Raw genomic sequence first — 21,967 nt, forward strand, 5'->3', positions numbered from 1 at the left:
GCGCTGCTCCCGGCGCTCCGCGCCGGGAGACGGGGCGAGTCGCTTCGCTCCCCGCCAGGGAGCCGCTGCGCGGCTCGCGGTGGCTCGATTCCCGTCGCCGTCGATCGAGTCGCTTCGCTCCTCTGAGCTTCCGAGATTAGGTTCTTACCTGCACTTTTGATCGTCCTGTTCGATCCGGTCCCCCACACCCCAACGAGGCTGGGAGGCGGGGGGGTGCCCGACCCGCCTCCCACTCGCCTTCCCGCACCGCTCCATATCATACCCGCAGCATACCACTAACCCCACACAAGTCCTCACAAAACCCAAAACAATCAAAAATCCCAAAACACCCAAATCCGTTGATGCATCAACGGATTGCGAACCCTACAACCTGAGGTTTGTGCACAACATACGTAAATACTAATCTACCAATCGATTACCCAATCATATTGCCATTCAAGCACTTTCAAAAACGGCTCCAAACCGGACGAAACAGACACCCGCGCGCCCGCCGACACCCCGGCGCCGGCACTCCCCCCGACACGTCGCCGGCGCCCCCACATCACAAACCGGGGACATGTCATCACACCAGGTCACAACACCATTACTTCCACGGGTCCCGAGGCCACCCATAACCACCTACACACCACCCAGAATGGGCAGCAGAGATTCAGCAGCAGTTCGCGTCGCTCGCGGCGACGCCTGGGAGGGAGTCCGTCATCGTGTTCGAGAGATTCTCCGATCAAGCCCGTCAGGTGGTCGTCCTCGCCGCCGGCGCCGCCCGCACCCACCACCAGAACTCCGTCGGCACCGAACACCTGCTCGTCGGGATCCTCGGCGCCGGCGGCCCCGGAGCGGCAGCACTGACCTCATGGGGCGTCACCGCCCCGGCACTCGAGAGCAAGCTCGAAGGTGTCAGCGCACCGGCGGGCTCCACTCCGGCGGTTGGGCACATCCCGTTCACCCCGAAGACGAAGAAGGTCCTCGAAGCCAGCCTGCGCCAGACTGCCCTGCTCGGGCACGAGGAGATCGGCACCGACCACCTCCTCCTGGCCCTGCTCGACGACCCCGCGTCCACCGGCGCCCGGATCCTCACCGACCTTGCATCCCTCAGCATCAGCGAGATGCGTGAGCACCTCAGACGCGAACTGGCCCAGCAACCCACCCCAGGCCCCGCACACCGCATCCCCATCCGGCTCAGCGACGACGAATACACCCGCGCCCACGCTGCCGCCCGCACCGCCGGCCAGAACCTCGAAACCTGGATCCACGACCGCATCACCGACGCCCTCGAACAACCCGATTAGCAGGTTCAGTCGGGGGTGAAGAACAGCTCCATCGATACGTTCGAACACCCCATACCCCGAGGAGTCCTTCGGTGCCTGCAATTCCCGGTCTTGGGCACCTTCCGTGGCCTTCACCCTGATGGAGCCGGCTCGGCACTCCCTCTCTCCCACCCAAAGGGCGGGATACCCCAACGACGCTGCAGGTTTCGCTTCATGCTGCGGACCGCAGGGCTTTCGACACTGGGCTCCGACCCGGCCCGTTTCCCGACCGAGCCGCCAGTCTGCTACCGGACCTCCTGGCAGCTACCCGGACCGGACTTCCACCGGCAAGCGACGACGAGCTTACGAACACGACAAGATCGACTACCTCGAACTCATAGCCACTCCACTCGTGTTCTGCTGGACGCACCCCAGATCGGATACAGCCGGGGCGTTTGCGGGCCATCAACTTCGTCGCCTTCGTCCAGCCCAGTCCCGCAGGCCGCGCAGCGCCGTTTCCAGATCCCAGGCGGGCCACCCCGGGGTCAGCGGGTCCGGTTCGACGACCATGTCCCGATCCGGCCCACCGCCGCCAGAAGAGCGTTCAGCGCCTCCGCCTCGGTGTCCGAGATCGCCCGCACAGCCGTCGGCGGTACCTCCCGCCGACAAGACCGCCACCGGTGATCCTGAACCCCCGTATGTGACGACCGCAGGAACCGCCGGAGTGCCCACGTCCGCGGAGTCCGAGTGTCGATGTGGCACCACGGTGTTGCCAACTGCGGTAGAGCCAAGCGCGCGCACGGCAAAGAAGCCGCCAACTGGTGTGGAACCTATCGAGAAGTCACCTAAAACTGGATTATCCGTAGCTACGCAGTTATATCGATCTTCATCTTTAGTCTAAAAATAATTCTAGGCAGTGGAATAGAGCTAGGCACAGGGGATTCCTGTCGCTGTATCCTCTTCAGATGCCTCACATCGCTCGACACCCCAACGGGATGCCACTCAGTGAATCGGTGATGACAAAGTTGGGTAGAGCCAAGGTCCACAGCGACGAGCTGGACCGGTTGATGCAGGACTGGGTGCGCACACAGACGCGAACTATGCACCTCGCGTCAGACGATTACCTCGAGCACACGCTTCGGGTCATCGTCGACATGCCGCCTCGGATCGTATGGTGGTCAGCCGTCGTCGGCGATGCGATCCACAACCTTCGCTCAGCTCTAGATATCTGGATGTGGGAGTTGGTAGTCAGCAAGAACGAGAACGTTGCTCCTACGGACAAGAACATCTACTTCCCAACTTGCATGACCGGTAGAGCGTTCCGGAATTGGAAGCAAGACACCGGCAGATACCTTCCGGAGCCTCTTATCGAATATCTACGGTCGATCCAGCCCTATGTAGACTCCGCCAACAACTTCTGGATCAAACTGCTTCATGAACTTGACATCATGGACAAACACAAGCAACTGCTCGATGTAAAGATGTCGACCTCCGGCGCGGACGATATCAATGTTGACATCGCAGAAAAGGGGACGCAGATCTCGGGAAATGTATGGAATCTCGACGCGACAGCAGGCGGGGACCTCGCCACCTTCCGTTTCAATAAGCGCCCCAACTCCGTCGACATGGCGGGAACCGTTGACTGGCACCTGCGGGTCGAGATGGATGGCAATCCGATCGGCTTGCTGGGCATAATCCGCCGACTCGTCGAAGGGGTTGGACACATCATGATGACCGCCGACCACGTGATGGACTGTGTCGCCGCTGGGGAGATCGTCGAGCTGCCGACAGTCTCGTACAGGAGTGTGAGCGCTGCTGATCATGCGCGCGTCGCATCGATGCCAGGGGCTCGGCCTACCTAACGACGTGCACGAACCAGATCAGTATTGCTATCAGGACGGAGCCGCTGGTGATCCCGACAATGAAGGCGTCACGAACAAATTGGCATACTGAAATCTGGAAACCATAGCTGTGACGTGAAACCGATACCAGCCCGTAGCACCTCATCGACTCGTCCAGATCGGAGAGTGCATGGCCTGGGCCCCTCCGCCGCAGGAGCACTCTCGACCGGTCAGCCACGCGAAGCGGCAGCGCGATGCGGCAGCGCGATGCGGCAAACGGCTAACGTGAGGACACGCCTTCGCATGTTCCCTGACCAAGGAGCCCGACATGGCCCTGCCGATTCCCTCCGGACGGCGTACCGGAGCCGCTCTCGCTCTGGCCGCTGCAACGGTTCTGATCGGCTCAACCCCCGCCGGCGCCGACCCCACCACCCCACCGATTCCTCGTGGCTCCCAAGTGTTCGTCCACGACATGCTCGGCCCGCAGGACCCCGGCTTCTGGAACCCCGACGTACCAGGAACCCGCGTCCTGACTCCCCTCGAGCCCGGGGTGAGCGTGCTGTGCACAAGCGGCTTCGAACCGACCCCCGGCTGCTCGACACTCGACATGCGCGACTGGACCTCGCCGCAGCGCCCCCTCGTATTCGTCGACGTACCCGTCATCGGACGGCCACCACTGCGCGTGTGGATGGACATCCTCCCCCGACTGGACGAGGGCGCCCTGGGACAACTGAGCGAACACCTCTTCCCTCGCTGACACCGGGCCTTCCCGGTGCGTGCGAGCCCTCCACCCTCGGTCTGCTACGAGAAACCCTGTGAGCCTACCGATCATCGCTCAACAAGAGGAAAACCGATGACCAGATAGAGCCACGCGTAGCCGCCAGCGGCAACTGGCGGCTCATGGCCGTGGACATCGCGCGGCATCTGCACCCCGGCCGGTGGAGCCGCCGCGAGGCTGCGTGTCGGCTTCCCCCGGTGCGAACAGATTCACAGGCGAACAGTCTCCGAGGTTGTGGGTGGACACCTCATCTCTGGAGACGCTTCGCCGCCGGCAACAACCGCTGATACGCCGGCCCGAGCATCCTGGTCACCACATCAACCACCCGAGCCTCCGGGCCAACCAATACCCGCGCCTTGCCCCGTTCCACGCCCCGCAGGATCACTCGTGCAGCCTCGCCGGGATCCGTTCTGGCGATACGTTCCTCGAACGACCGCGCAACCTCGTCACCATCGACGCCCACCGCATGACCGGCCGTGCGAGCGATCGAGGTGCGGACACCGCCGGGAACGACACACGTCACCTTCACCCGGTGGCCACCAACGTGCATCTCTTGGCGCAGCGACTCCGTGAACCCACGCACCGCGAACTTCGCAGCGTTGTACGCCGAGTATCCCGGAGCCGCCATGAGGCCGAAGGCCGACGACGTGTTCACCACATGCCCGCGATCGGACCGCATCACATACGGCAAGAATGCCTTCGCCCCGTACACCACTCCCCAGAAATCGACCGACATCACCCGCTCGATATCCGCGAACTCCGAATCCACGACATCACCCGCGAACAGGATCCCGGCATTGTTGAACACCGCATCGACCCGGCCGAACCTGGCCCGACCTCCGCAGCGTGCCCCAACACCGCGTCCCCGTCCGACACATCCACCGCGGCGGCGAAAACTGACCTCGACGCCCCACCACACAGATCCACCGTTTCCTTCACCGCCGATCCGTCCAGGTCCGAGAGAGCCAACCGCGCTCCCGCCCGCGCGAGCTGCACCGCAAGCTCACGACCGATCCCGGCGCCGGCACCCGTCACCGCGAAGACACGGCCTCCGAAGTAGCCCAACCGACTTCCCCTCCCGCTCATGAACCCCGGTAACAATCCCCACGATCGACACCAGAAGATGAGTATGGGGAAGGCTGTGTATGCCCGTCTCCGAGGTCGGTCCCGGACCGTTGCTCGACCCCGAAGCACACTGTGACCTTAGACGATTCGCACATTGCGGCCTCACCATGCTCGCGGCCCGATCTCACCTCGCCACTAGCCAGTACGCCGGCAAGTGCTGGTGGACGCGGACGATCATCGAGTCGATCAAGAGCACACGTTCGAGCCGTGCGTCGCGTTTCGGAGCTGCCGCGAGCACCGCGGCGAACATCCGAACGTCAGTTCCCTCGTCCGACCACCGGGCGGTGACGCTCCCACATTCTTCCGGAACATCGCGCCACGGTGACCCGGTATCGCCAGCCGATCCCTCCCCCGGTCAACCGACGATCGTTCCACGGACGCCCCCCTGCGCCCGGCGGGGCAGGTAACACGGGCTCGATCACAGCCCACAGGGCATTGGACATCTCTACTGCGCGCAACACTCTCACACGATCCCGCACTCGAGCCCGTCATTGAGCACACATGCTCTACGGGACAGGGAAGGCGCCGAACCCCGGGTGGACCAGTATCTGGTACCCATCGACAGGAGGGGGTGCGCCGACGTCGGCGACCGCGGCGATCGTGCCGCTGCCGGTGACAACCGCCGCGGGGGCGTATCGGCACCGATCCCCCGGTCCGGTGGGCCCACTACGGTCACGCTCCACAAGTCGGAGGGCGGTAGTGCCGGCGACGCCGGTGGTCAGATTCCGCCAATTCACCGACACGGGAACGCAGTATCTCGAGGTCGTCGCTGAACGCTCCGCCGCAAAGGTCACCACCCCGGATGCACCCGTCGTTGCCGACGGCGTCACGGTCGACAGCGGCGGCGGGTAGTCACAGGCCAACACGGTCAGCAACAGGCATCCTGCGACAAACCGCACCGGAACCTGGAACGCCGTGGTCGTCGCTGCCGGGACCGGTGGCGTGTCCGCCATCACGGTGGCGGACGAGCAGAGCGGGATCGCGAGGGCCGCCACCGATGCCGCGGCCCAGGCTACGAACGAACGACGAATCGCTGCACAACACACGGCGTCAGCCTCTCGTGGGGGATCTATCCCGACCCTGATGCAGTGTCACGCTACTCGCTCGGTGGCGGCGCGGACCTGACAATAGCGAGCGGGACAGGCTCCCAAGTACCTGTTACAGGGCCGCTCGTCATCCGTCATCGCGTCCACAAACCCCGCGGGAATGGACTCCGATCATCGACCTGCCCGCAGCGCGTTGTGCCGGGCACGCGTCGAGGAAAGTTCGGCCAGGATCGTGCACATCGTCGTCACTGCGATTTACCATCCTTCAGGTGCCGGCAACCGGGAACCGGGGCCATCTCCGCACTCAACCGTGGCGAGTATGCACCAGAGATACGACCTCGAAGCCCCACCTCGCGGGGCTCTATCGTGCGTCGAGATGGCTCCGGCTACAACATCGTCGCCAGGACCGGATGAGAAGCGTGATCTCCTACAAGATCCTGGAGCGCGGATTGAGTGAAGAAGTGCCAAGTTTGAGGCGGATGATAGGCACGGTGTGCCCGTAGATCGGCCAACGTAACCGCGGGACTCAGGGCGTTCACCTCCACCAAACGGATCGCCGTGGCAGCGGTACACCCGCGAAAGTAGGCGTCAAATTCCCTTCCCGTGATCGCCGACTGCCCCAAGACAGCACGCTTGAGCTTCGTCGGAGTACCACTCACAACTTCACTAACCCGACACGTGGCGACCACCGCCGAAACCGGTGCGGTCGCATAGATCGCAACCGGTTGACCGGGATCGATCTGTGGGCGGATCCGTCGGAGTTCAACGGTCTTATGCCCCATAAGGATGTTGGCAACATGGTGGGGTTGGATCGAGAGAATCATCAGCCCTCGATGACCGCTCTCAGTTGCTCTCGTCACCACAACCAGCCTCCTCCATAAGGTCGGTGAAAAATTGCGGACTGATTCTGGTGGCCGACCATAGCTGAAGACTCTGACCACGTTGGGCCGCCAGCTTTTTCACTTGCGCAAGGGCTATTGGCCGTTTGAGTAGCTCTGTATCCGCCAGGCGGAGGGCCCGGATAGATCCATCATTTGCCCTGCTTCTCACCTGCTCGTGTGTGTAAACACCAAGCCGCTTGAACTTACGGTGCGCCTTGTCTGGAGTGGTGTCGGCGACCTGGATGAGGGTGCTGATTGCGAAGAGTCGCTGCTCGGGTTCGCTTGCATACCAGAGAATTCGCGCCGGTGCGGCCTCCCCTGACTGCTGTCCACGGTAGTACACGTGCTCGCGGCTCATGCCCAGGTTCGTCGGCCGCTCGAATAGTTGAGGGGGATACCCGAACAAATCAGTCGCGAAGCCAGGTTTGATTGACAGAATCCATGATTCGATCGGCGCATCGCTCACTCTGAGCGGACGTAGCTGCCGCTCCATCGCGGAGATCGTCGCCTGCGTCGGTGTTCGGACTGCGGCAAGCAGCGGTACCAATGCCTCCTGCTCAGCCGACGACAATCGCTGCTTGATGGCGTCCAGACGGTTCTGCACTTCGTCGACCGTAAGCACACCGTTCAAAGTCACGGCCAACAGGCCGCCTTCGAAGGGATGGAATCCGTCCTCAAGCAACGCCGTGTAGATCACGGTATGAATGTGCGGGTCGCGCACGATGATCGTGTCAAGTGCGTGCTCGCGCGCGAAGTGCCGTAATTGTCCGACTAGTTGGGTAGCCACACTTACCTGAAGCGCACACGGCCGTACCCGCGCCAACTGGACTTCTAGTGCGGTTGCCCCCGGCACAGTGCCTACCAGCGCAACAGGGAATCCTTCCGGGTCGCGAATGATTACGCGCCGCGACCGAGGCCGCTGGGATGCCAGATGTTCACAGATAGTGTCGTAAGAATGACGGCGCTCACTGGCAGCGGTGTTGATGAAGTCACTTAGTTCGGAGCCATCACCTGCTGCCTCGGCCAAGGTGTAGCCGGTGGAGTGGAGCGCCTCGGGCGAGTAAGACGGTTTTCCTTCTCGTTCATCCAGTACCGCCACGAGATTTGCCGGGCTCGTCAGCACAATGTTGCCGAGTTCCCGGGCGACGTCGGCAAGTCGCGAACGGGCCTGCCGATCCCTAGTGACTATCACGTCCACCCCAGCGGCGAGCGCATATGCGACATGTGTGAGGTCGCTGCGATCCTGTTCCCGTGCCACTGGTCCGAGTCGATCGATTATCTCTCGTGTGTAGCGTTCGACTGCCGACGCCGGAACCGGCAACCTGGGGTAGCTTTGCGCGATCGCCAACAGCCGCCCTCGTTCGGCCGAGTTGTTGTTCTTGTTGATTTCGTTACTCAATTCAGGGGTGACCAGCACCTGGAGGCGGTCATCCATTCCCGCCATGATGGCGACTATGTCGTCGTTCGGCTCGGATCCGTGGAGATCGAGGAAGACATTGGCGTCGATCACTGCTGGGACAACCGACTGGTCTCCTCCCTGCCAAGTCAGCAGGTCGTGGTGACCGAGGTCGTACCACCAGTCAGTGAGGAGGTGTCCCGCCGTACTCCGGCCCGGCCGGTCTCCGCGGGCCACGAAACCCAATCGTGGCCACATTCCGTGAGCGGGAAAATTTCGGCGACAACGGGCGCTGATCCCTCGACGATCCGAGTGTCGACGTGCCAACTCGCCGACCAACCTTCGGGCCACTCCGCATCCTCGGTGTTCGGGGTCGACGACAAGGTGAGCCAATGTGAGTTGCTCGCGCGGCAGGCGGAATGCCGCATATCCCAGCAATTCCCCGTAGTCCTCATCGCCAGAGTCCGAGTCGACCGCACACAGAATTCGTCCTTGCTCGGCGTACTCCTGCCACGCGGCGAAGGGCAGCATGCCCAGATATTGGGACTGGGAATCGCCCAGTTTCTGGGCACCACGAAAGAGTGCGGACTCCGGCTCCGCAGTTCGTAACTCCACGCATCCCCCATCTCTGAACTCATTGGCGATCACCATCAGCTGGATCGAATACGACAACCGAACCACAGCCATCGGCGGGTGGTGCCAGCGACACCCGGCAACGGCCTGGAGACGCGTGTCGCTGGCAGGCCAGCGGATTACTGAGGACACAGTTTCGAGCCGGCCGACCGCGCGGGTACACCTCCGGCTCAGTGCGCCGTGGATCCACGTGATCACCGCTGGCAACGAACGGACTACCCCGGCAATATGCCTACACTCGCAGAAAGAAGCCGAGGCGGCGCGAGGTGCGCCTTCATAGCCACAGGTCCGGTGCTAGCAAGGATGTCTGTTCGATCGGCAGCAGCCCGTCGTCGCAGGCACGTAGCTTGGTGTAGATCTCGCGCATCGTCTTCCTGTCCGGCACGTGTACGCCTCCGGCGGCTTTGCGCAGGATCGACACGGTGTTCACCAAGGTGATCGATCCGACCGACTTCCCTTGATCACGGATGCGATCCAGGCGGCGTTTCTCCGCCATGGCGAGTGCCGCGCCGCCCTGGTCGTCGATGATGATGATGACCTTCTGACCAGATTCCGCTTTGACGACGGCGTGGGCGACGACCATTGTCTCGCCGAGATCCTTTGCCGTCATCTTGCGCTCGGCCATTGGTAGCTGGCTCAGGCGCTGGACAACCGCGGCCAGCTCGGGTGTCTGGTCGTCGGAGAGCAGTTCAATCCAGCCGGGTCGCATCTTCGCCCATACGCCGCTCACTGTGCGAAATCGTGGGTCACGTTTCGCCTTCTCCAGCACCTCAGTCTCCACGGTTTCCGGGGTGCTGATCCGCCCGAGAACGCCGGTCAGGATGCGTTCGCGATTGATGGCAAGGAAATTCAGGGCGGGACCGGCATCGATGATCGGTCTCGGGCTCATCCAGCCGAGCCTTCATCCACATCGGCGTCAGTGTCCGCGTCGTCGAACTCGATGTCGGGGAGATCACCCAGGTCCTCCCAGACCACGGTAGACGCCTGCTGCTCGATTCCTTGATCGGTGAGCTCTCGGATGACGGCGGCGGCGTCCATACCCCGCAGGGTCGCGAGGGCCTGTACAGAGACGACGTTCTCCACGTATCCGTCGATGGCGCGGGCGAGGAGCTTCTGCGGTGCACGCCTGCTGTCGGACTGTTCCTGCAGCGCCTTGTACTGATCCGTCCACCCGAACCGTGCGGCCAGCTTCGGCGTGCTGATCGTCCTCCACTGATCTTTGGTGCCCGAGTCCAACAAGCCGGCCTGGTGCATCGCGATGGCGGCCACCGCGGGCGAGACCTGGTACCACTGGACGAGTTTCGACAGGATGAGCGGGGTGGCAGGGGCGTCCCCGAGGACCTCCTTGACCCCCGCGACCGGCACGAGCAGGTGCCGGGCGAAGGCGTCGGCTCGGATCTCCTCGTACGGGCGGGGCACGCAGTCTGTGAGCTGCACGTCGGCCCAGTCCTCGAACAACACGTGCGCCAGCTCGTGCGCCAGGGTGCTGCGCTGTCGCATCGGATTTTCGGTGCGGGCGACAGCAATGAACACGGCCCCCCGCGCGGGGTCGCGCATGGTCAGGCCGTGCTCGTCCGGCCCGACATCGAGTACGGCCACGTCGATTCCGGTTGTCTGCTCGATCAGCGCGACCAGGTCGCCCAGGGGCTGGGTGCCAAGATGATGATCGCGTCGGAATCGGTCTGCAGCACTGCGGCCGTCGTCTTCTGCGGTCATGCGACGGCAGCGATGCCCTGGTCGTCCAGGTAGGCGTCGAGCTCGAGGAAATGCAGCAGCTGCTCACGCATCTGCTCCATGTTCGCGCCGTTGGTGGCGCGGGCCGCGCACTGGACGCGGCTGGCCACCGTGGAGGCACCGGTCAGCTCAGCCACGGTACAGCCGGTCGCTGTGGCGATGGCCAGCAGTTCGTTCATCTTCACCGGCCGCGCGTCGGCGATGAGGCGCGAGAGGGTGGGCTGGGAAATTCCGGTCTTCTCGGCCAATGTGCGCTGACTCATCCCTGCCGCGGTCAAGGCGCGGGCGATCCGCGCGCCGGTCGATGATGCAGGCATACGATCCCCCTTCGTGAATCACTTCTCGTTTATGTGATTCAGTGTATGTTTCCCATGATCCGACGGCAAGGGTCCTGCTCATCCGACCCAAGCCTTGCTGCACCGAGAGAGCTGGCGCCGGAATCAACGCCGTCGATCTCCGCGGCGAACAGCGACCGGGTCACCCAGATACAGTCAGGGCGACCCCGTAACCGACGACTCCCCTTAGTCCATCGAGCCCGCATAGCGGGGATAGAATCGCTCAGCTACGTCACGAAGGTGCGGCGGACAGTTGTCGGCGATCACCCCGGTCTCTGAGGCCTGCGCCTCGTACAGGGCCACGGCCGCCTCCGTGGTGGTGACGGCTGCGTACAGGAAATCGGCCACGATATTGGTCAGGTCTGTGGGGCCATGCAGGTGGTTGGTTGTCCAGGTGTAGCCGTGCGCAATCCCGGACGCGATTGCGTACATGGACTTCGATAGCTCGGCCATCGGCTTGTTCGACTGGTTCGGCACGTTCTCGTCGATCCACTGGGCAGCCTTTTCGATGGTCTGGTCGAACTTGAGTGCGTGTTTCACATCGCTGAGTTCGTCGAGAACGTCCACCGCGGCGGCCAGGCTCTCCGCCAGCTCCCCGCACTCGTCGCCTGTGACTGAGATTGTTCCTGCATCAATTCGTTTGAGCTGTTCATCGAGGTACTTCTTCTGTGCGAGAACTTCGTCTTTGGTGACTCGCAGGGCACGGCTCCGGCGTTCAGTGCGGCTCGAGTCCGAGAGTATCCAGACTGTGCGTGATGCCGACTCCAATGCTGATCGACAGAGGGTGACAATCGAAAGGGTGCGGAGTTGACCCGTTGGATCCCATTGATCGACAAGGTTGACTACAGTCGTCAGATTTTCGGCAGCGCTCATGACAGGAAACAAGGCGTGATGCCAGACGGGCTGCTCGGCGACATACTTCGTGACGTTCGACGAAAACCCGCTGTCATCTAGGGTGATTGAACTTCCCGGTGCCGGGCTGCTGGGCTTGAGTCGCCAGTCCTCGAAACGGCGCGCCGCGTCGGCTCGCGCATCGACCCGACGACGAGAGGGAATCAGGGCACGAGAAAGAATGCTCCGAGCCACCGCCGCTTCGGGTGTCTCCAACTGGAGGAAAGTACTCTCGGGCCGCAAGCGACTGTCACGTTTGCGCTTCTGACGCCGGTTCGTTCTTCCCACGCGGTCTCGTCTCCTACTTGAGTGTGACCGGTGAGCGTAGACCATGACTGTGTTCGGCATGGGGGGCGAGACGATCAACCAAACCTTCGAATCCTCCCAGACGGCCTCGATCTCACCGGTAGCCCCGTGCTCGGCCAGGACCGTAAGCAGGTCGTTGGCGCCGATCAGCGTGCCGTCAGCCCGCGCAGGGAGCTGAACAGTCCCCTCGCCTCCGGTGACGAAAGAATCCCCCAGACACGGCCGAACCCAACGCACGAGCAACTGCCCACAGGTAGGGCCGTCGATGCGGCCTACCTCACCGAATCCGCCGGGACGGTAAACACGACCTCAACGTGGCCGAGCTCGACCCGCGGCCTCACCGCCGCACTCAGCGACCACCCGGCCACGTTATGTTCGAGCCGTGACTGACACCGGCACCGCGATCACCGACCATCACCAATTCATCGTCGGTGCACCGACAGCCGAAACGCACTCACCCACCGAAACCGGCAGCGTCATCGAAACCGGCCCGAACTTTGCCACCATCCGAACCGGAATCGCCTACGGACCCCGTCACGCTCACCATCGACGTCCACGACGAGCGAGCCCCAATCGACCCGACCGACACCGACTGGGACATCGTCGAAGAAGTCACTATCAAGATCACCAAAGCCATTCACGTGATCACACTCGGCGGCGAGAAACTCCCCGACTTCCCGCGCCTGCCCATCGGCCGCGGACTGCACCGATTCCGCGTCTGCGGCCGCGGCCGCGACACCCACTGGGATCTCGACGTCACCGAACCCACCGAGCAGTACCTCATCCAGATCTGGCGCACCCACAGCCCGCAGGACATGGCACGAATCCGCAAGACCGCCCAGGCCTTGGGCGACGACATCCTCCGCCATCCCACCCGCAACTGGTGGGACCCCGAGCCCGGCACCGACGCCACCCTCTACCTCAAATACGGCTACGACCAAACGGCCGAATGGGCCAAAGACGAAGCCAGACGATGGGGTGGGCGTCCACCCACCGACAAACTCCGCACCCAGCCCACCGCACCGTGGATCGCCGCCGCCGACCGAGCCCTCGCCGACGCGATCACCCGGGCGAGAACACACCGAAACTGCGGAAGATCGCCGCCTGGGCAGCCCGTGGCGCCTACACCCTCGCCGCAATCGCGGACATCGACTTCATCCGCACCGCCCTCGACGCCCTCGACACCGGCAACCCACTGCCCCCTCCGTTCGGCGACAACCAGGACGTCTGGGACGCATTCCACGCCGACCCCACCATCCACACCGACCTCATCCCACGCGAGGATGGCACGATCGTCGTACCCGGCGGCGCCCACCACGCGATGTACGCGATCAACGAAGCGGCCAACGACGATCCGCTATCCGCCGCGTTCTGCAGCCTCGACGTCGCCGTACGCACCGACAACCAGAACTACCCAGCACTCATCGCCGACCTCCGCGCAGCCTTCTTCCCCACCCTGATCGCCGCCGACAAGTACGAACGATGGATCTAAACCACACCCAGCGGTCGATCCCGAGGTGCCCTAATGTGAAGTGCCGGCATCACGACAGAAGCCCCACAGCCCCAATCCGATCAAACGCACTAAGCGACAGCGGCCTGCACACCCGAAAGAGCCTGCTGCGCAAAGGCCCAACCATACTTCACGGGCGTACACCGCCAAACTTCTGGGGACTACCCTCGATCACACGGCGTGGCAGCGGCAGCGCCCATCCGGCAACGCACCACCAACGCTCGACGACCTCAACGATGGTCATCGGCGGGCGCACCAGGCGCGCCGATAGCATCTCCACCGCTTGAGGGCCGCAAGCACCTCCGTCGGCGGCTCCACCTGATCATGCTCACCCACACCGGCCAGCAGACCGCGGCTCACCGGTCACCGCGGCGCCGCTTCGTGCGCGTCAAGGAAGCCGACCACCTCCGCCAACCACGCACCTCCTCCCATCCGCACTAGTCGGAACACCATTCGAACCTTTCGAATAACAGTGGATGTCGCGCGCTGAGGCAGGTCGCGCGAAAACAATGCCAATCGGTTGGTTTTACTGCACCATTCGTACAGAACACATTTCCATCCCCGACGAACAGGACCCTAGATGCGCATGATCGCCCGCACCACACTCCTTGCCGCAGCGGCCATCCCGCTAGCCGTCGCAGCGCCCGCGCAGGCGTCAGCGGCAGAGGCCACCGACGTCACCTTCGCCTTCACCGTCAGCGGCTCGACCGTGACCAATACGATCACCAACAACAGCGGCACCACCCTGACGTGCGGAACCGCCCTCTCACCAGCCCCTGGCGGGGTCCTGCCACCCGTCCGGGACGTCCTCAGCGCCGGTCAAACTCTCTACGAAACCGGCGAGGTACAGCCCGGGACGACAACCCAGTCGGTACTCGATATTCCCGACGGCTCCTACGTCACACTGGCCTCATGCTCGCGCGCCGACACCGACCCCGCCATGTGGATCTCCGACTACCCCGGCATCGAGGATTACCTGGAGCAATGGCCGGGCACCGAATTCACCGTCCAACAAACCTCCACCGTCGTCACCGTGCCCAACGTCGACACAGCCCCCGCACCACCCGCCGCCACTACCGTCCCCGACCTCAGTGAACTGGGCACCCTCTTCGGTAGCTAAGCCCCACCAGCACAACACAACACCCAGCTCCACCTGCCCCGAAATAGCCTTCAAACTCAGAACGCCACCTTCCCATCCCGCGCCGGGGGCGCGGGATGGGAAGGGTAAAAAGTGAAGACACGTCGCGGGCAGACGCAGAGGGCGATGATGGGTTCCATGCCGAGTCGGAGTGGAACCAGGACAGTTTGGTGTGGCGATTCGCCATGACCGACGGCGGTCCGGACTTCCACGACACCCCCGGCTTTGAGCCACCGATCGCAGCCGTTGCCCGTGATCTGCGCTGCCTGCGATACGGACGCGACGTGCAGGTAAACCGTCTGGTGTGGGAACTCGCGGTCAGCGACCAGTACGCCGTCACCCTCGGCTGGCGCGGGCCGGGGGTCGGTGGGTTCAACCTCTGCCACGGCATATAGATGGATACCCCCTACCCTCAGACCGCGGTCTGGGTCGTCGAGACCAGGCAGCGCGCGCTGACCGGGCACGAGTTGATCCAGTGGCCATCGCGAGGACGGCACATCCTCAACCCCCGCCTCCGCCTCCGCCTCCGCCAGGAAGGACCGGTGTGGATCGACCCCCACACCGACACCGCGGTCGCCGCCATCGTGAACTGTGCGCGCAGCTCACCGCCTGGGACGCCCTCGACCGACGCCAGGGAGGATGAAGGTCGGGGCAGGGAACTCCAGCGCTTCGCCTCGATGGGTACCGCAGACGGCGCTCCGAGCACACCGGCCTTACCGTGCTACGTGAGCGCAATCCCTGTCACCATAGACGAGGCCGATGCCTATGCCGATGCCGATGCCGATGCCGATGCCGACGGAATCATCTCGCTCCTGACGTACGCGGTGGGAGCAGGGGATCGGGACCGCCTCGACGTGGCGCTCGTGCCCTACCGGACCGGATCCGCGGTCCTCGCCGTCGCCCGAGCACCACGGATGCCGGTCGGTGTGATCGGATACAGCACCGCGAGTCCTCGCCGCCGGCTCCGCCCGTCGCCCCACCGCCCTCGCACACCCTGCCGCACCGAAACCGGCTGCGACGCTGGGCACACGAGTGCAAACACCCTCGAGGCCACCCAGATGACCCCAGCACCCGGGCCGGCTACGTCCGCACTCGCGGCGGGGCGCACCAACACACCACCCGACGGCCGTCATCGTGTCACAGCCATGGCCGAACGCTGCACCGGATGGGACGTCAGACTCGGCTTCCGTCCGGTGCGGCAGGTTCGATGTCACCATCGTCGACGAAGACCAGCGTGCCGTCATCCGTCGCGACCGCCCACCGACGCACCGGCGCCCACTCGTGACCACCGGTACCCGCCTCTGCGGCATAGTCGTCGACCACCACACCCGATACCCAGGCCGAACGGGCACCTCCCGCCCGGACCCGGACCCGGACACCCGGCACGATCGGGCCACGGTCGTCTTCCGGGGTGTCGGACATGAGCTGATTGTGGCATCGAAACCCCGGACGCGTCACCCAACGAGGTCGGAGACGACGTGGCCACATGACCGTGCGACGACGCCCAGGCCTCACGACCAGGGCAGCGGGGACCTCAGCCCGCTCCCTGCACCACCCCACCGCGTCGACGATGCGGTCCACCACCGTGACCGTGACCCCGCGATCGGTGCCCACGCCCGCCCGGTGCGCCGGGCGGTCCCGCGGTCAGCGTCGCGCGCAGCTCTCGTATCCGCAGCCCGGACAGCACGTCGAACGTGTGCGCCGGCACCCCGCGGGACCGCAGCAGGTCGACGGTCTCCGGTTCGTCGTCGACGAACCCCGACAACCACCGACCCACCACCCGACAATGACCGGCCTTGACATCGCCCGCCGCTCGATGATCGCCACGAGCCCGGCACAACAACGCCCGTGCGGGTGGAAAACCATTCTCCCGAAGCCACATCCGGGTCTGTCCCGCGCACGTGTCCGGCCGGGTCGTCGAATACACCACCACGAACCCCAGCCCGGCCACCGCCTCCACTACATCCCGGCCCGGTTCGATGACCGCTGCCTGAGCGGCATGCTCGAAGAACCGCCCCCACGCGTGCCGGCGGCTCCCACCCCAATCACCGTCGGTCAACAGGTGAGCGAACGCCGACATGTCCGCCACACCACCGTCGACGTCGAACATCACCACCCGCTCGCTCCCGCTCACCTCCCCGACCCTAATCACCTGGCCGCCTGACATCCCCGCGCCACGCCCACATCAACGAAGGCCCCCGGCCGGCCACCGCGGTGACCGCTGAACCGCCACCAGGCAGTGACGCAGTGACGCAGTGACGCAGTGACGCAGTGACAACACCTGACCGCACCTTCTTCACGACCGTGCAGTGCGACCGCACGTGCCGTCGGCGTCCACCACGGCGCGAGCCGGCCCCCATGCCGGTACCGCCGCATCCTCGGGCGACGGTCGGTGTACTCGAACCCCCTCGGTCAGGGGACCAACGGCACATCCGGATGTCGCCGGCCCTCGAGCAGTGTGCGATCGTGCTGCACCCTGCCGAAGCCGGCGACCCGTCGATCAGCTCAGGCCCACGACGTCTTGGGCGATCGCAGCCAGGCGTGTTTGCGACGCGGAGACGACCCCGTGCCGGTTCTTGTGCGCCTCCTCGTACGCGACGATGGCCCGCACATCCGCCGGCTCGGTCAACTCCTTGACCGCCGCCACCGCCTCCGAGACGTTGAGGTCGTCGTAGCCGTCGATCGGCAACTCCCCCGGCTCGAGGACCCCCGCCGCGGTACGAGCAGAGTGCAACACTTCCGCGACCCCGTCGGCTCCCTCGCGACGGGTGACCTGCTCCGCGGTCTCGAGCGCCGCATCGCGGGACGCGGTCAGAGTTTTGACGGCGACGTCGCCGGCGCGGGTGCCCCGCTCCAGCAACTCACTGAGCGCCGGCGGAGTGGCGCGGACGGTATCGAGGGCCCAGTCCAAACCGCGGGCGGACCAGATGACCGGCACGTTCACCAGCCGCACCGCCGTCCCGGCGGCCGCCTGCAACGGGGTGCGGCGCAGCGCCGCCGGCCCACCCAGAGCGTCCTCGGCGAGGACGGTGGTCAGCCAGTCCACCGTCGCCGAATGGGCAGCGATCAACCGGAACGCCAAATTCTCCACGTCCGTGTTCCCGGCCGCGACGGCGAGGGCCTTGATGTACCGGGCCCGGTCGAGGAGTTGATGCTCGAGCGTCAGATCCCCGAGCAGGGCCTCGTCGAACGGCTGGGCCTGCTCGACCAGCGCCTTGACCGCGGCGGCTGCCCGCCCGAGGAACGGGCCGATCAACTCCGGGACGCCACCGAGTTCGCGGATCGCGGCCTCGATCGCCGCCGCGCGGGCACGACCGTTGTCAGCGTTCTCGCACAACTCCCGGCGCACCGCCTCGGTCCTAGCCTGCACGGTACGGGTTTCGGCAATCTGAATTTCGGTGTGGGTCAGGTCGAGGACTGTGCGCAGCTGCGCCAACAAGGTAGTGGTGGTCGTGTCGGATGTGTTCATGCGAATTTTCGCCCCTTCGGCATGTGACGGCATCGGCCCTGGTGCAACGTGCACCGCTACCGGGCCTACCCCGCCCCGCCGACCGCTAAGCCGCCCGACGCGGCGAACCACGGCAATTCGCCAACTGTTCACCGATCTCGAACACTCCCGGGCGGCAATCGAACAGGCCAAAGGTGTCCTGATGCTCCTCTACGCCATCACCGCCGACCGCGCCTTCGACATCCTCACCTGGCGCTCCCAGCAAGGTGATCGACCTGGAGCCGCAGTTCGGCCTCGTCGGGTTCGACGTCGGTGAGGCATAGCCGGGTGTTGGTGCGGCAACCTGGTCGACGATGATCGCCGCGTCCTTGGCATTGGTCTTGCGTCACCGCCATATCGGGCCCAGGCGTGGCAAATGCACATCGTGAACCGAATACTCCCCGCCGGCGGTACTCAGTGTCGTTGCACGTCCATGGGGTCGGGTCGGTCGGTGTGCCGCGGACAATGGAGGCAGTGGGCACCAGCACCGGCGGGAAGGAGCGGGACCGATGAATCGGGCGGAGACCGCGGTCCCGCCGGATCGACCGCTTCCAGCAACGGCACGCGATCCTCGCCGTGCCGTTCGCGGTCGTGCAGAAATTCGGCAACGACCAGGCCGGCGGCAAGGCCACCATCATCGCCTTCTACGGGCTGTTCGCCGTCTTCCCCCTGCTGTTGTTGTTCTCGACGATCCTCGGATTCGTCCTCGCCGGGCACCCCGACCTCGAACAGCGCATGATCAACTCCGCCCTGGCCGACTTTCCCATTCTCGGTACCCAACTCCGCAGCTCCACCCACCCGCTGCGCGGCAACGGCTGGGCCCTGGTCCTCGGGGTGCTCGGCGCCCTCTACGGCGCCCAGGGCATCGGCCAGGCCGCGCAGAACGCGATGAACACCGTGTGGAACGTGCCGTTCAAGGACTGGCCCGGATTCGTCGGCCGTCGAATCCGGGGACTGACGATCCTGGTGCTCCTCGGAATAGGGATCCTGGTCTCGACCACCCTGATCGGGTTCGCACCCCGGTTCGGCCCCCTCTCGGGCGCCTGGGCCTCCGCGGCCGCCGCCGGGGTCAACTTCCTCGTCTTCCTCGTGTCCTTCACGGTGCTGACCTCGGCGACCGTGCGGGTGCGTGACGTGGCCGTCGGGGCAGTCGTCGCCACCGTGTTCTGGGAGATCCTGCAACGCATCGGGGACTGGTTCGTCCGCTACACCATCAGCCACTCCACCGACGTGTACGGATTTTTCGCCATCGTCCTCGGCCTGCTGTCGTGGCTGTATCTCGGGGCTCGGCTGACGTTGCTCGCCGCCGAGATCAACGTCGTGCTGCGGTACCGGCTCTGGCCCCGATCGATGACCCAGCCCCCGTTCACCCCGCAGGACAAGACCGCGATGGTGCTGCTGGCGAAGATGGAGGAACGACGACCCGAGGAAACCGTCGACGTCGCGTTCACCGCCGAGGCCGACCGCCAACCACTCGACGAAACCGCCCAGACCGAGCGGGCCCGGAAGGACCTCGACCCCTGATCCTCCTCTGACCAGTGCGGGCGGAACCACAATTGCCGGGGAGCATCCCGTCGATGCACCTCCGCCGGTGCCACTCGAACCGCCGGCATGCGTGCGTGATGTGATTCGGTCCACGGTGCCGGCGATCGACGACTCCGCCGGCACGGAAGTGGAGGACCGAGATGACCGAAGTCGACTACATCGACGTCATCGGGGCGCAGTCCGTGCTCGAGGTGGCCGAAGTGGTCGCCGCGGTGCTCGGGGCCCGGATGGAGATGGGCGGCGAACCCGGCCGCATCGTGGTCACCGGAGCGCCCGATCCCGACCTTCGAGTCGTCGTCGGGCTGGCGATCAACGACCGCGGGGTACCCGAAAGGTGGACCCGGCGAATCACGATCACCCACGAACGCAGTAGTGACGACCGCCACCGCTGGACCCAGCACCTGCACCGCGCCCTCACCGAACGCCGCGACTGGACACTCACCTCGGCCTGAGGACAGATCCTGATCGGACCACTCCGGGCCGAAGCGGTGGCACCACCGGAAGAGGGCCGGGCCGGCGCGCTGATTTGCCGTCCCACAACCACCGGACTAACCGTCGGCCACGACGTCGAGACGACCACACCCCCGAGTTCGGACGGCACTGGACAGTGCGTAAACCGCATGCCCGTGCGACAAGACTCGGCGGCCTGCTCCGGTCCTGACGAATCGGCCCTTCCGTGGCGCGATGGAGTCAACGCTCACCTCAGCCGAACCCAGCCCGGAGACGGCATAAGCGGCGCGGCTGATCGGTTGCGCCACGTTGCGCACGCGCACCCCGCCCGGCGGCGTGCCCCGCTCGCACCCCGGCATGCGCGTGCCCATGCAGGGCGAGATCGAGCTGAAATTCGTCGATCGGCTCACCGAGGAGATACAACCCAAGGAACGGATAGATCTCCAGAGGTTCGCCGTGCAGGATGTCGCTGACCGGCCAATAGTGCAGCAACGCCACCCGCACATCCGCCTGGAACCGTTCGGCAACGTCGACGGTGTGGCCGGCAAAGCCCTTCATCTGCGGTTCGCCGAACACGCTGGCCTGCGCGACACCGGGGGCGGGCGACGGGATTTCACAGCCGTCGCGTTCAGTGCCGTTCGCGCAGTTCGCGGTGCGGGATTTGCACGTCAGATCGAGGTTGTCATCGACTGCCGCAACCGCGGGTTCCCATTTCACCTCTCAGGAATCACCCACCGATCGGCACGTCGTTTCCTCACTCGGACGCGACGCTTCGATTAGCGCCCACATTTCCTGAACCGGATAGCTACCTCTCCGAGACCCCTACCCCTGAACACCCGGAAGCGGGGAACCTACCGTGAACTTCGCCCCGAAGGGATCGGTGACATCCGCGGTCCGCCCGTACGGCATGTCCGCCGGGTCCTCCGCGGTGCCCCCGTTGGCCCGGGCGGCGGCAACGGCCGCGTCCGCATCGGCAACCTGGAAGAGCGTGCCCCAGGTGGACTCCAAGGCGGCCGGGTCGCCCACGATGCCACCGACCTCGTGCCCATCCGGTCTGCGCAGAAAGGTGAAATCCACTCCGGGCAGGTCGTCGTTCCCGTCCAGCGTGAAGTCGAACACCGCCGCGTAGAAGTCCCGCGTCGGACCGGGATTCGGTGTCACCAAGTCGTTGCGCAACAACGTGTTCGGCTCGTTCACCAGCTCGCAGCCGACGTGCGCCCGCCCCTGCCACAGGCCGAACTGCGCACCCGACGGATCCCGCACCATCGCCATCCGACCCTGGTCGGCGATGTCCATGGGCTCCATCAGCAGCGTGCCGCCCGCGTCCGCGGAGCGAGCGAGAGTCGCCTCGAGATCGTCGGTCGCCAGGTAGACGTTCCACCAGAACGCGGCGGCGTTCTCGTCGGGATTCGGCATCAGCGCGGCGACCTTCTTGCCGCCGAGCAGACACATCGTGTACCGCCCGTACTCCTCGGGACCCACGTCGAATTCCCAGCCGAAGACCGAACCGTAGAAGGTCATCGCCCGGTCGAGGTCGGGAATGCCCAGGTCGATCCAGGTGGGGGTGCCGAGTGGTTGATTCGTCGTGACCGCGCTCATCGCTGCTCCTCAGCTGTCGGGTACCCAC

At 64.8% G+C, this 21,967-nt stretch carries 19 protein-coding genes and 3 pseudogenes; 9 read left to right on the forward strand and 13 right to left on the reverse strand.

What is annotated here, in order from left to right; translation table 11 throughout:
* Nucleotides 1-701 precede the first annotated feature (701 nt).
* The 3 genes from R4P95_RS31740 to R4P95_RS31750 all read left to right on the forward strand — a co-directional run bounded on the left by R4P95_RS31740 (nt 702) and on the right by R4P95_RS31750 (nt 3,842).
* Nucleotides 702-1,286, forward strand: a complete 585-nt coding sequence (locus R4P95_RS31740; RefSeq protein WP_317747735.1) for a Clp protease N-terminal domain-containing protein — start codon at nt 702-704, stop codon at nt 1,284-1,286.
* A gap of 923 nt (nt 1,287-2,209) precedes the next feature.
* Complete coding sequence (locus tag R4P95_RS31745) at nt 2,210-3,106, forward strand: hypothetical protein (RefSeq protein ID WP_317747736.1); 897 nt, start codon at nt 2,210-2,212, stop codon at nt 3,104-3,106.
* A gap of 307 nt (nt 3,107-3,413) precedes the next feature.
* Nucleotides 3,414-3,842 carry a hypothetical protein gene (locus tag R4P95_RS31750; protein ID WP_317747737.1) on the forward strand — a complete coding sequence of 143 codons (429 nt, stop codon included), beginning with the start codon at nt 3,414-3,416 and terminating at the stop codon, nt 3,840-3,842.
* A gap of 268 nt (nt 3,843-4,110) precedes the next feature.
* On the opposite strand, the pseudogene R4P95_RS31755 reads toward R4P95_RS31750, so the two are convergent.
* The 8 genes and pseudogenes from R4P95_RS31755 to R4P95_RS31790 form a co-directional block, all read right to left on the reverse strand.
* Nucleotides 4,111-4,949 (reverse strand): annotated as a pseudogene (locus R4P95_RS31755) (SDR family NAD(P)-dependent oxidoreductase).
* Between the two features lie 545 nt (nt 4,950-5,494).
* A complete protein-coding gene (locus R4P95_RS31760; RefSeq protein ID WP_317747738.1) occupies nt 5,495-5,983 on the reverse strand; it encodes a hypothetical protein in 489 nt (162 codons plus the stop codon).
* Between the two features lie 894 nt (nt 5,984-6,877).
* Nucleotides 6,878-8,998, reverse strand: coding sequence for a GNAT family N-acetyltransferase (locus R4P95_RS31765; protein ID WP_317747739.1), 2,121 nt, complete (start codon nt 8,996-8,998; stop codon nt 6,878-6,880).
* 220 nt (nt 8,999-9,218) lie between these two features.
* On the reverse strand, nt 9,219-9,833 hold the full coding sequence (locus tag R4P95_RS31770; protein ID WP_317747740.1) for a hypothetical protein: 615 nt from the start codon (nt 9,831-9,833) through the stop codon (nt 9,219-9,221).
* Nucleotides 9,830-10,660, reverse strand: coding sequence for an ImmA/IrrE family metallo-endopeptidase (locus tag R4P95_RS31775; RefSeq protein ID WP_317747741.1), 831 nt, complete (start codon nt 10,658-10,660; stop codon nt 9,830-9,832). The genes R4P95_RS31770 and R4P95_RS31775 overlap by 4 nt, the downstream gene beginning before the upstream one ends.
* Nucleotides 10,657-10,995: a helix-turn-helix transcriptional regulator gene (locus R4P95_RS31780; RefSeq protein ID WP_317747742.1), complete on the reverse strand. Its 339-nt coding sequence runs from the start codon at nt 10,993-10,995 to the stop codon at nt 10,657-10,659. Before R4P95_RS31780 ends, R4P95_RS31775 begins: the two co-directional genes overlap by 4 nt.
* 204 nt (nt 10,996-11,199) lie before the next feature.
* A complete protein-coding gene (locus tag R4P95_RS31785) occupies nt 11,200-12,120 on the reverse strand; it encodes a hypothetical protein (RefSeq protein WP_317747743.1) in 921 nt (306 codons plus the stop codon).
* Between the two features lie 566 nt (nt 12,121-12,686).
* A complete protein-coding gene (locus R4P95_RS31790) occupies nt 12,687-13,079 on the reverse strand; it encodes a hypothetical protein (RefSeq protein ID WP_317747744.1) in 393 nt (130 codons plus the stop codon).
* Nucleotides 13,080-13,159: 80 nt separating this feature from the next.
* Here R4P95_RS31790 and R4P95_RS31795 point away from each other — a divergent pair, with 80 nt between their 5' ends.
* The 3 genes from R4P95_RS31795 (at nt 13,160) to R4P95_RS31805 (ending at nt 15,253) form a co-directional block, all read left to right on the forward strand.
* Nucleotides 13,160-13,702 (forward strand): hypothetical protein, encoded by a 543-nt coding sequence (locus R4P95_RS31795; protein ID WP_317747745.1) that lies wholly within the window; start codon nt 13,160-13,162, stop codon nt 13,700-13,702.
* A 598-nt stretch (nt 13,703-14,300) separates the two neighbouring features.
* Nucleotides 14,301-14,840, forward strand: a complete 540-nt coding sequence (locus tag R4P95_RS31800) for a hypothetical protein (protein ID WP_317747746.1) — start codon at nt 14,301-14,303, stop codon at nt 14,838-14,840.
* Nucleotides 14,841-15,043: 203 nt separating this feature from the next.
* Nucleotides 15,044-15,253: a hypothetical protein gene (locus R4P95_RS31805; protein WP_317747747.1), complete on the forward strand. Its 210-nt coding sequence runs from the start codon at nt 15,044-15,046 to the stop codon at nt 15,251-15,253.
* Between the two features lie 778 nt (nt 15,254-16,031).
* Here the strand turns inward: R4P95_RS31805 and R4P95_RS31810 are convergent.
* The 3 genes from R4P95_RS31810 to R4P95_RS31820 all read right to left on the reverse strand — a co-directional run bounded on the left by R4P95_RS31810 (nt 16,032) and on the right by R4P95_RS31820 (nt 18,327).
* Nucleotides 16,032-16,280 carry a hypothetical protein gene (locus R4P95_RS31810; RefSeq protein ID WP_317747748.1) on the reverse strand — a complete coding sequence of 83 codons (249 nt, stop codon included), beginning with the start codon at nt 16,278-16,280 and terminating at the stop codon, nt 16,032-16,034.
* A gap of 112 nt (nt 16,281-16,392) precedes the next feature.
* Nucleotides 16,393-16,992 (reverse strand): hypothetical protein, encoded by a 600-nt coding sequence (locus R4P95_RS31815; protein ID WP_317747749.1) that lies wholly within the window; start codon nt 16,990-16,992, stop codon nt 16,393-16,395.
* A gap of 366 nt (nt 16,993-17,358) precedes the next feature.
* Nucleotides 17,359-18,327, reverse strand: coding sequence for a ferritin-like domain-containing protein (locus tag R4P95_RS31820; protein WP_317747750.1), 969 nt, complete (start codon nt 18,325-18,327; stop codon nt 17,359-17,361).
* 136 nt (nt 18,328-18,463) lie between these two features.
* Here R4P95_RS31820 and R4P95_RS31825 point away from each other — a divergent pair.
* The 3 genes and pseudogenes from R4P95_RS31825 to R4P95_RS31835 form a co-directional block, all read left to right on the forward strand.
* A pseudogene (locus R4P95_RS31825) lies at nt 18,464-18,571 on the forward strand (ANTAR domain-containing protein); the annotation flags it as partial.
* Between the two features lie 350 nt (nt 18,572-18,921).
* Entirely contained in the window at nt 18,922-19,869 is a 948-nt protein-coding gene (locus R4P95_RS31830; protein WP_317747752.1) for a YihY/virulence factor BrkB family protein, read from the forward strand.
* Between the two features lie 161 nt (nt 19,870-20,030).
* Complete coding sequence (locus R4P95_RS31835; protein ID WP_317747753.1) at nt 20,031-20,342, forward strand: hypothetical protein; 312 nt, start codon at nt 20,031-20,033, stop codon at nt 20,340-20,342.
* Nucleotides 20,343-20,597: 255 nt separating this feature from the next.
* Here R4P95_RS31835 and R4P95_RS31840 read toward each other — a convergent pair.
* A pseudogene (locus tag R4P95_RS31840) lies at nt 20,598-20,919 on the reverse strand (metallophosphoesterase family protein); the annotation flags it as partial.
* A 243-nt stretch (nt 20,920-21,162) separates the two neighbouring features.
* Nucleotides 21,163-21,939 (reverse strand): VOC family protein, encoded by a 777-nt coding sequence (locus tag R4P95_RS31845; RefSeq protein WP_317747754.1) that lies wholly within the window; start codon nt 21,937-21,939, stop codon nt 21,163-21,165.
* Nucleotides 21,940-21,967: the final 28 nt, after the last annotated feature.

The sequence above is a fragment of the Rhodococcus sp. IEGM 27 genome (assembly GCF_033142305.1).
Lineage (GTDB): Bacteria > Actinomycetota > Actinomycetes > Mycobacteriales > Mycobacteriaceae > Rhodococcus_F > Rhodococcus_F oxybenzonivorans.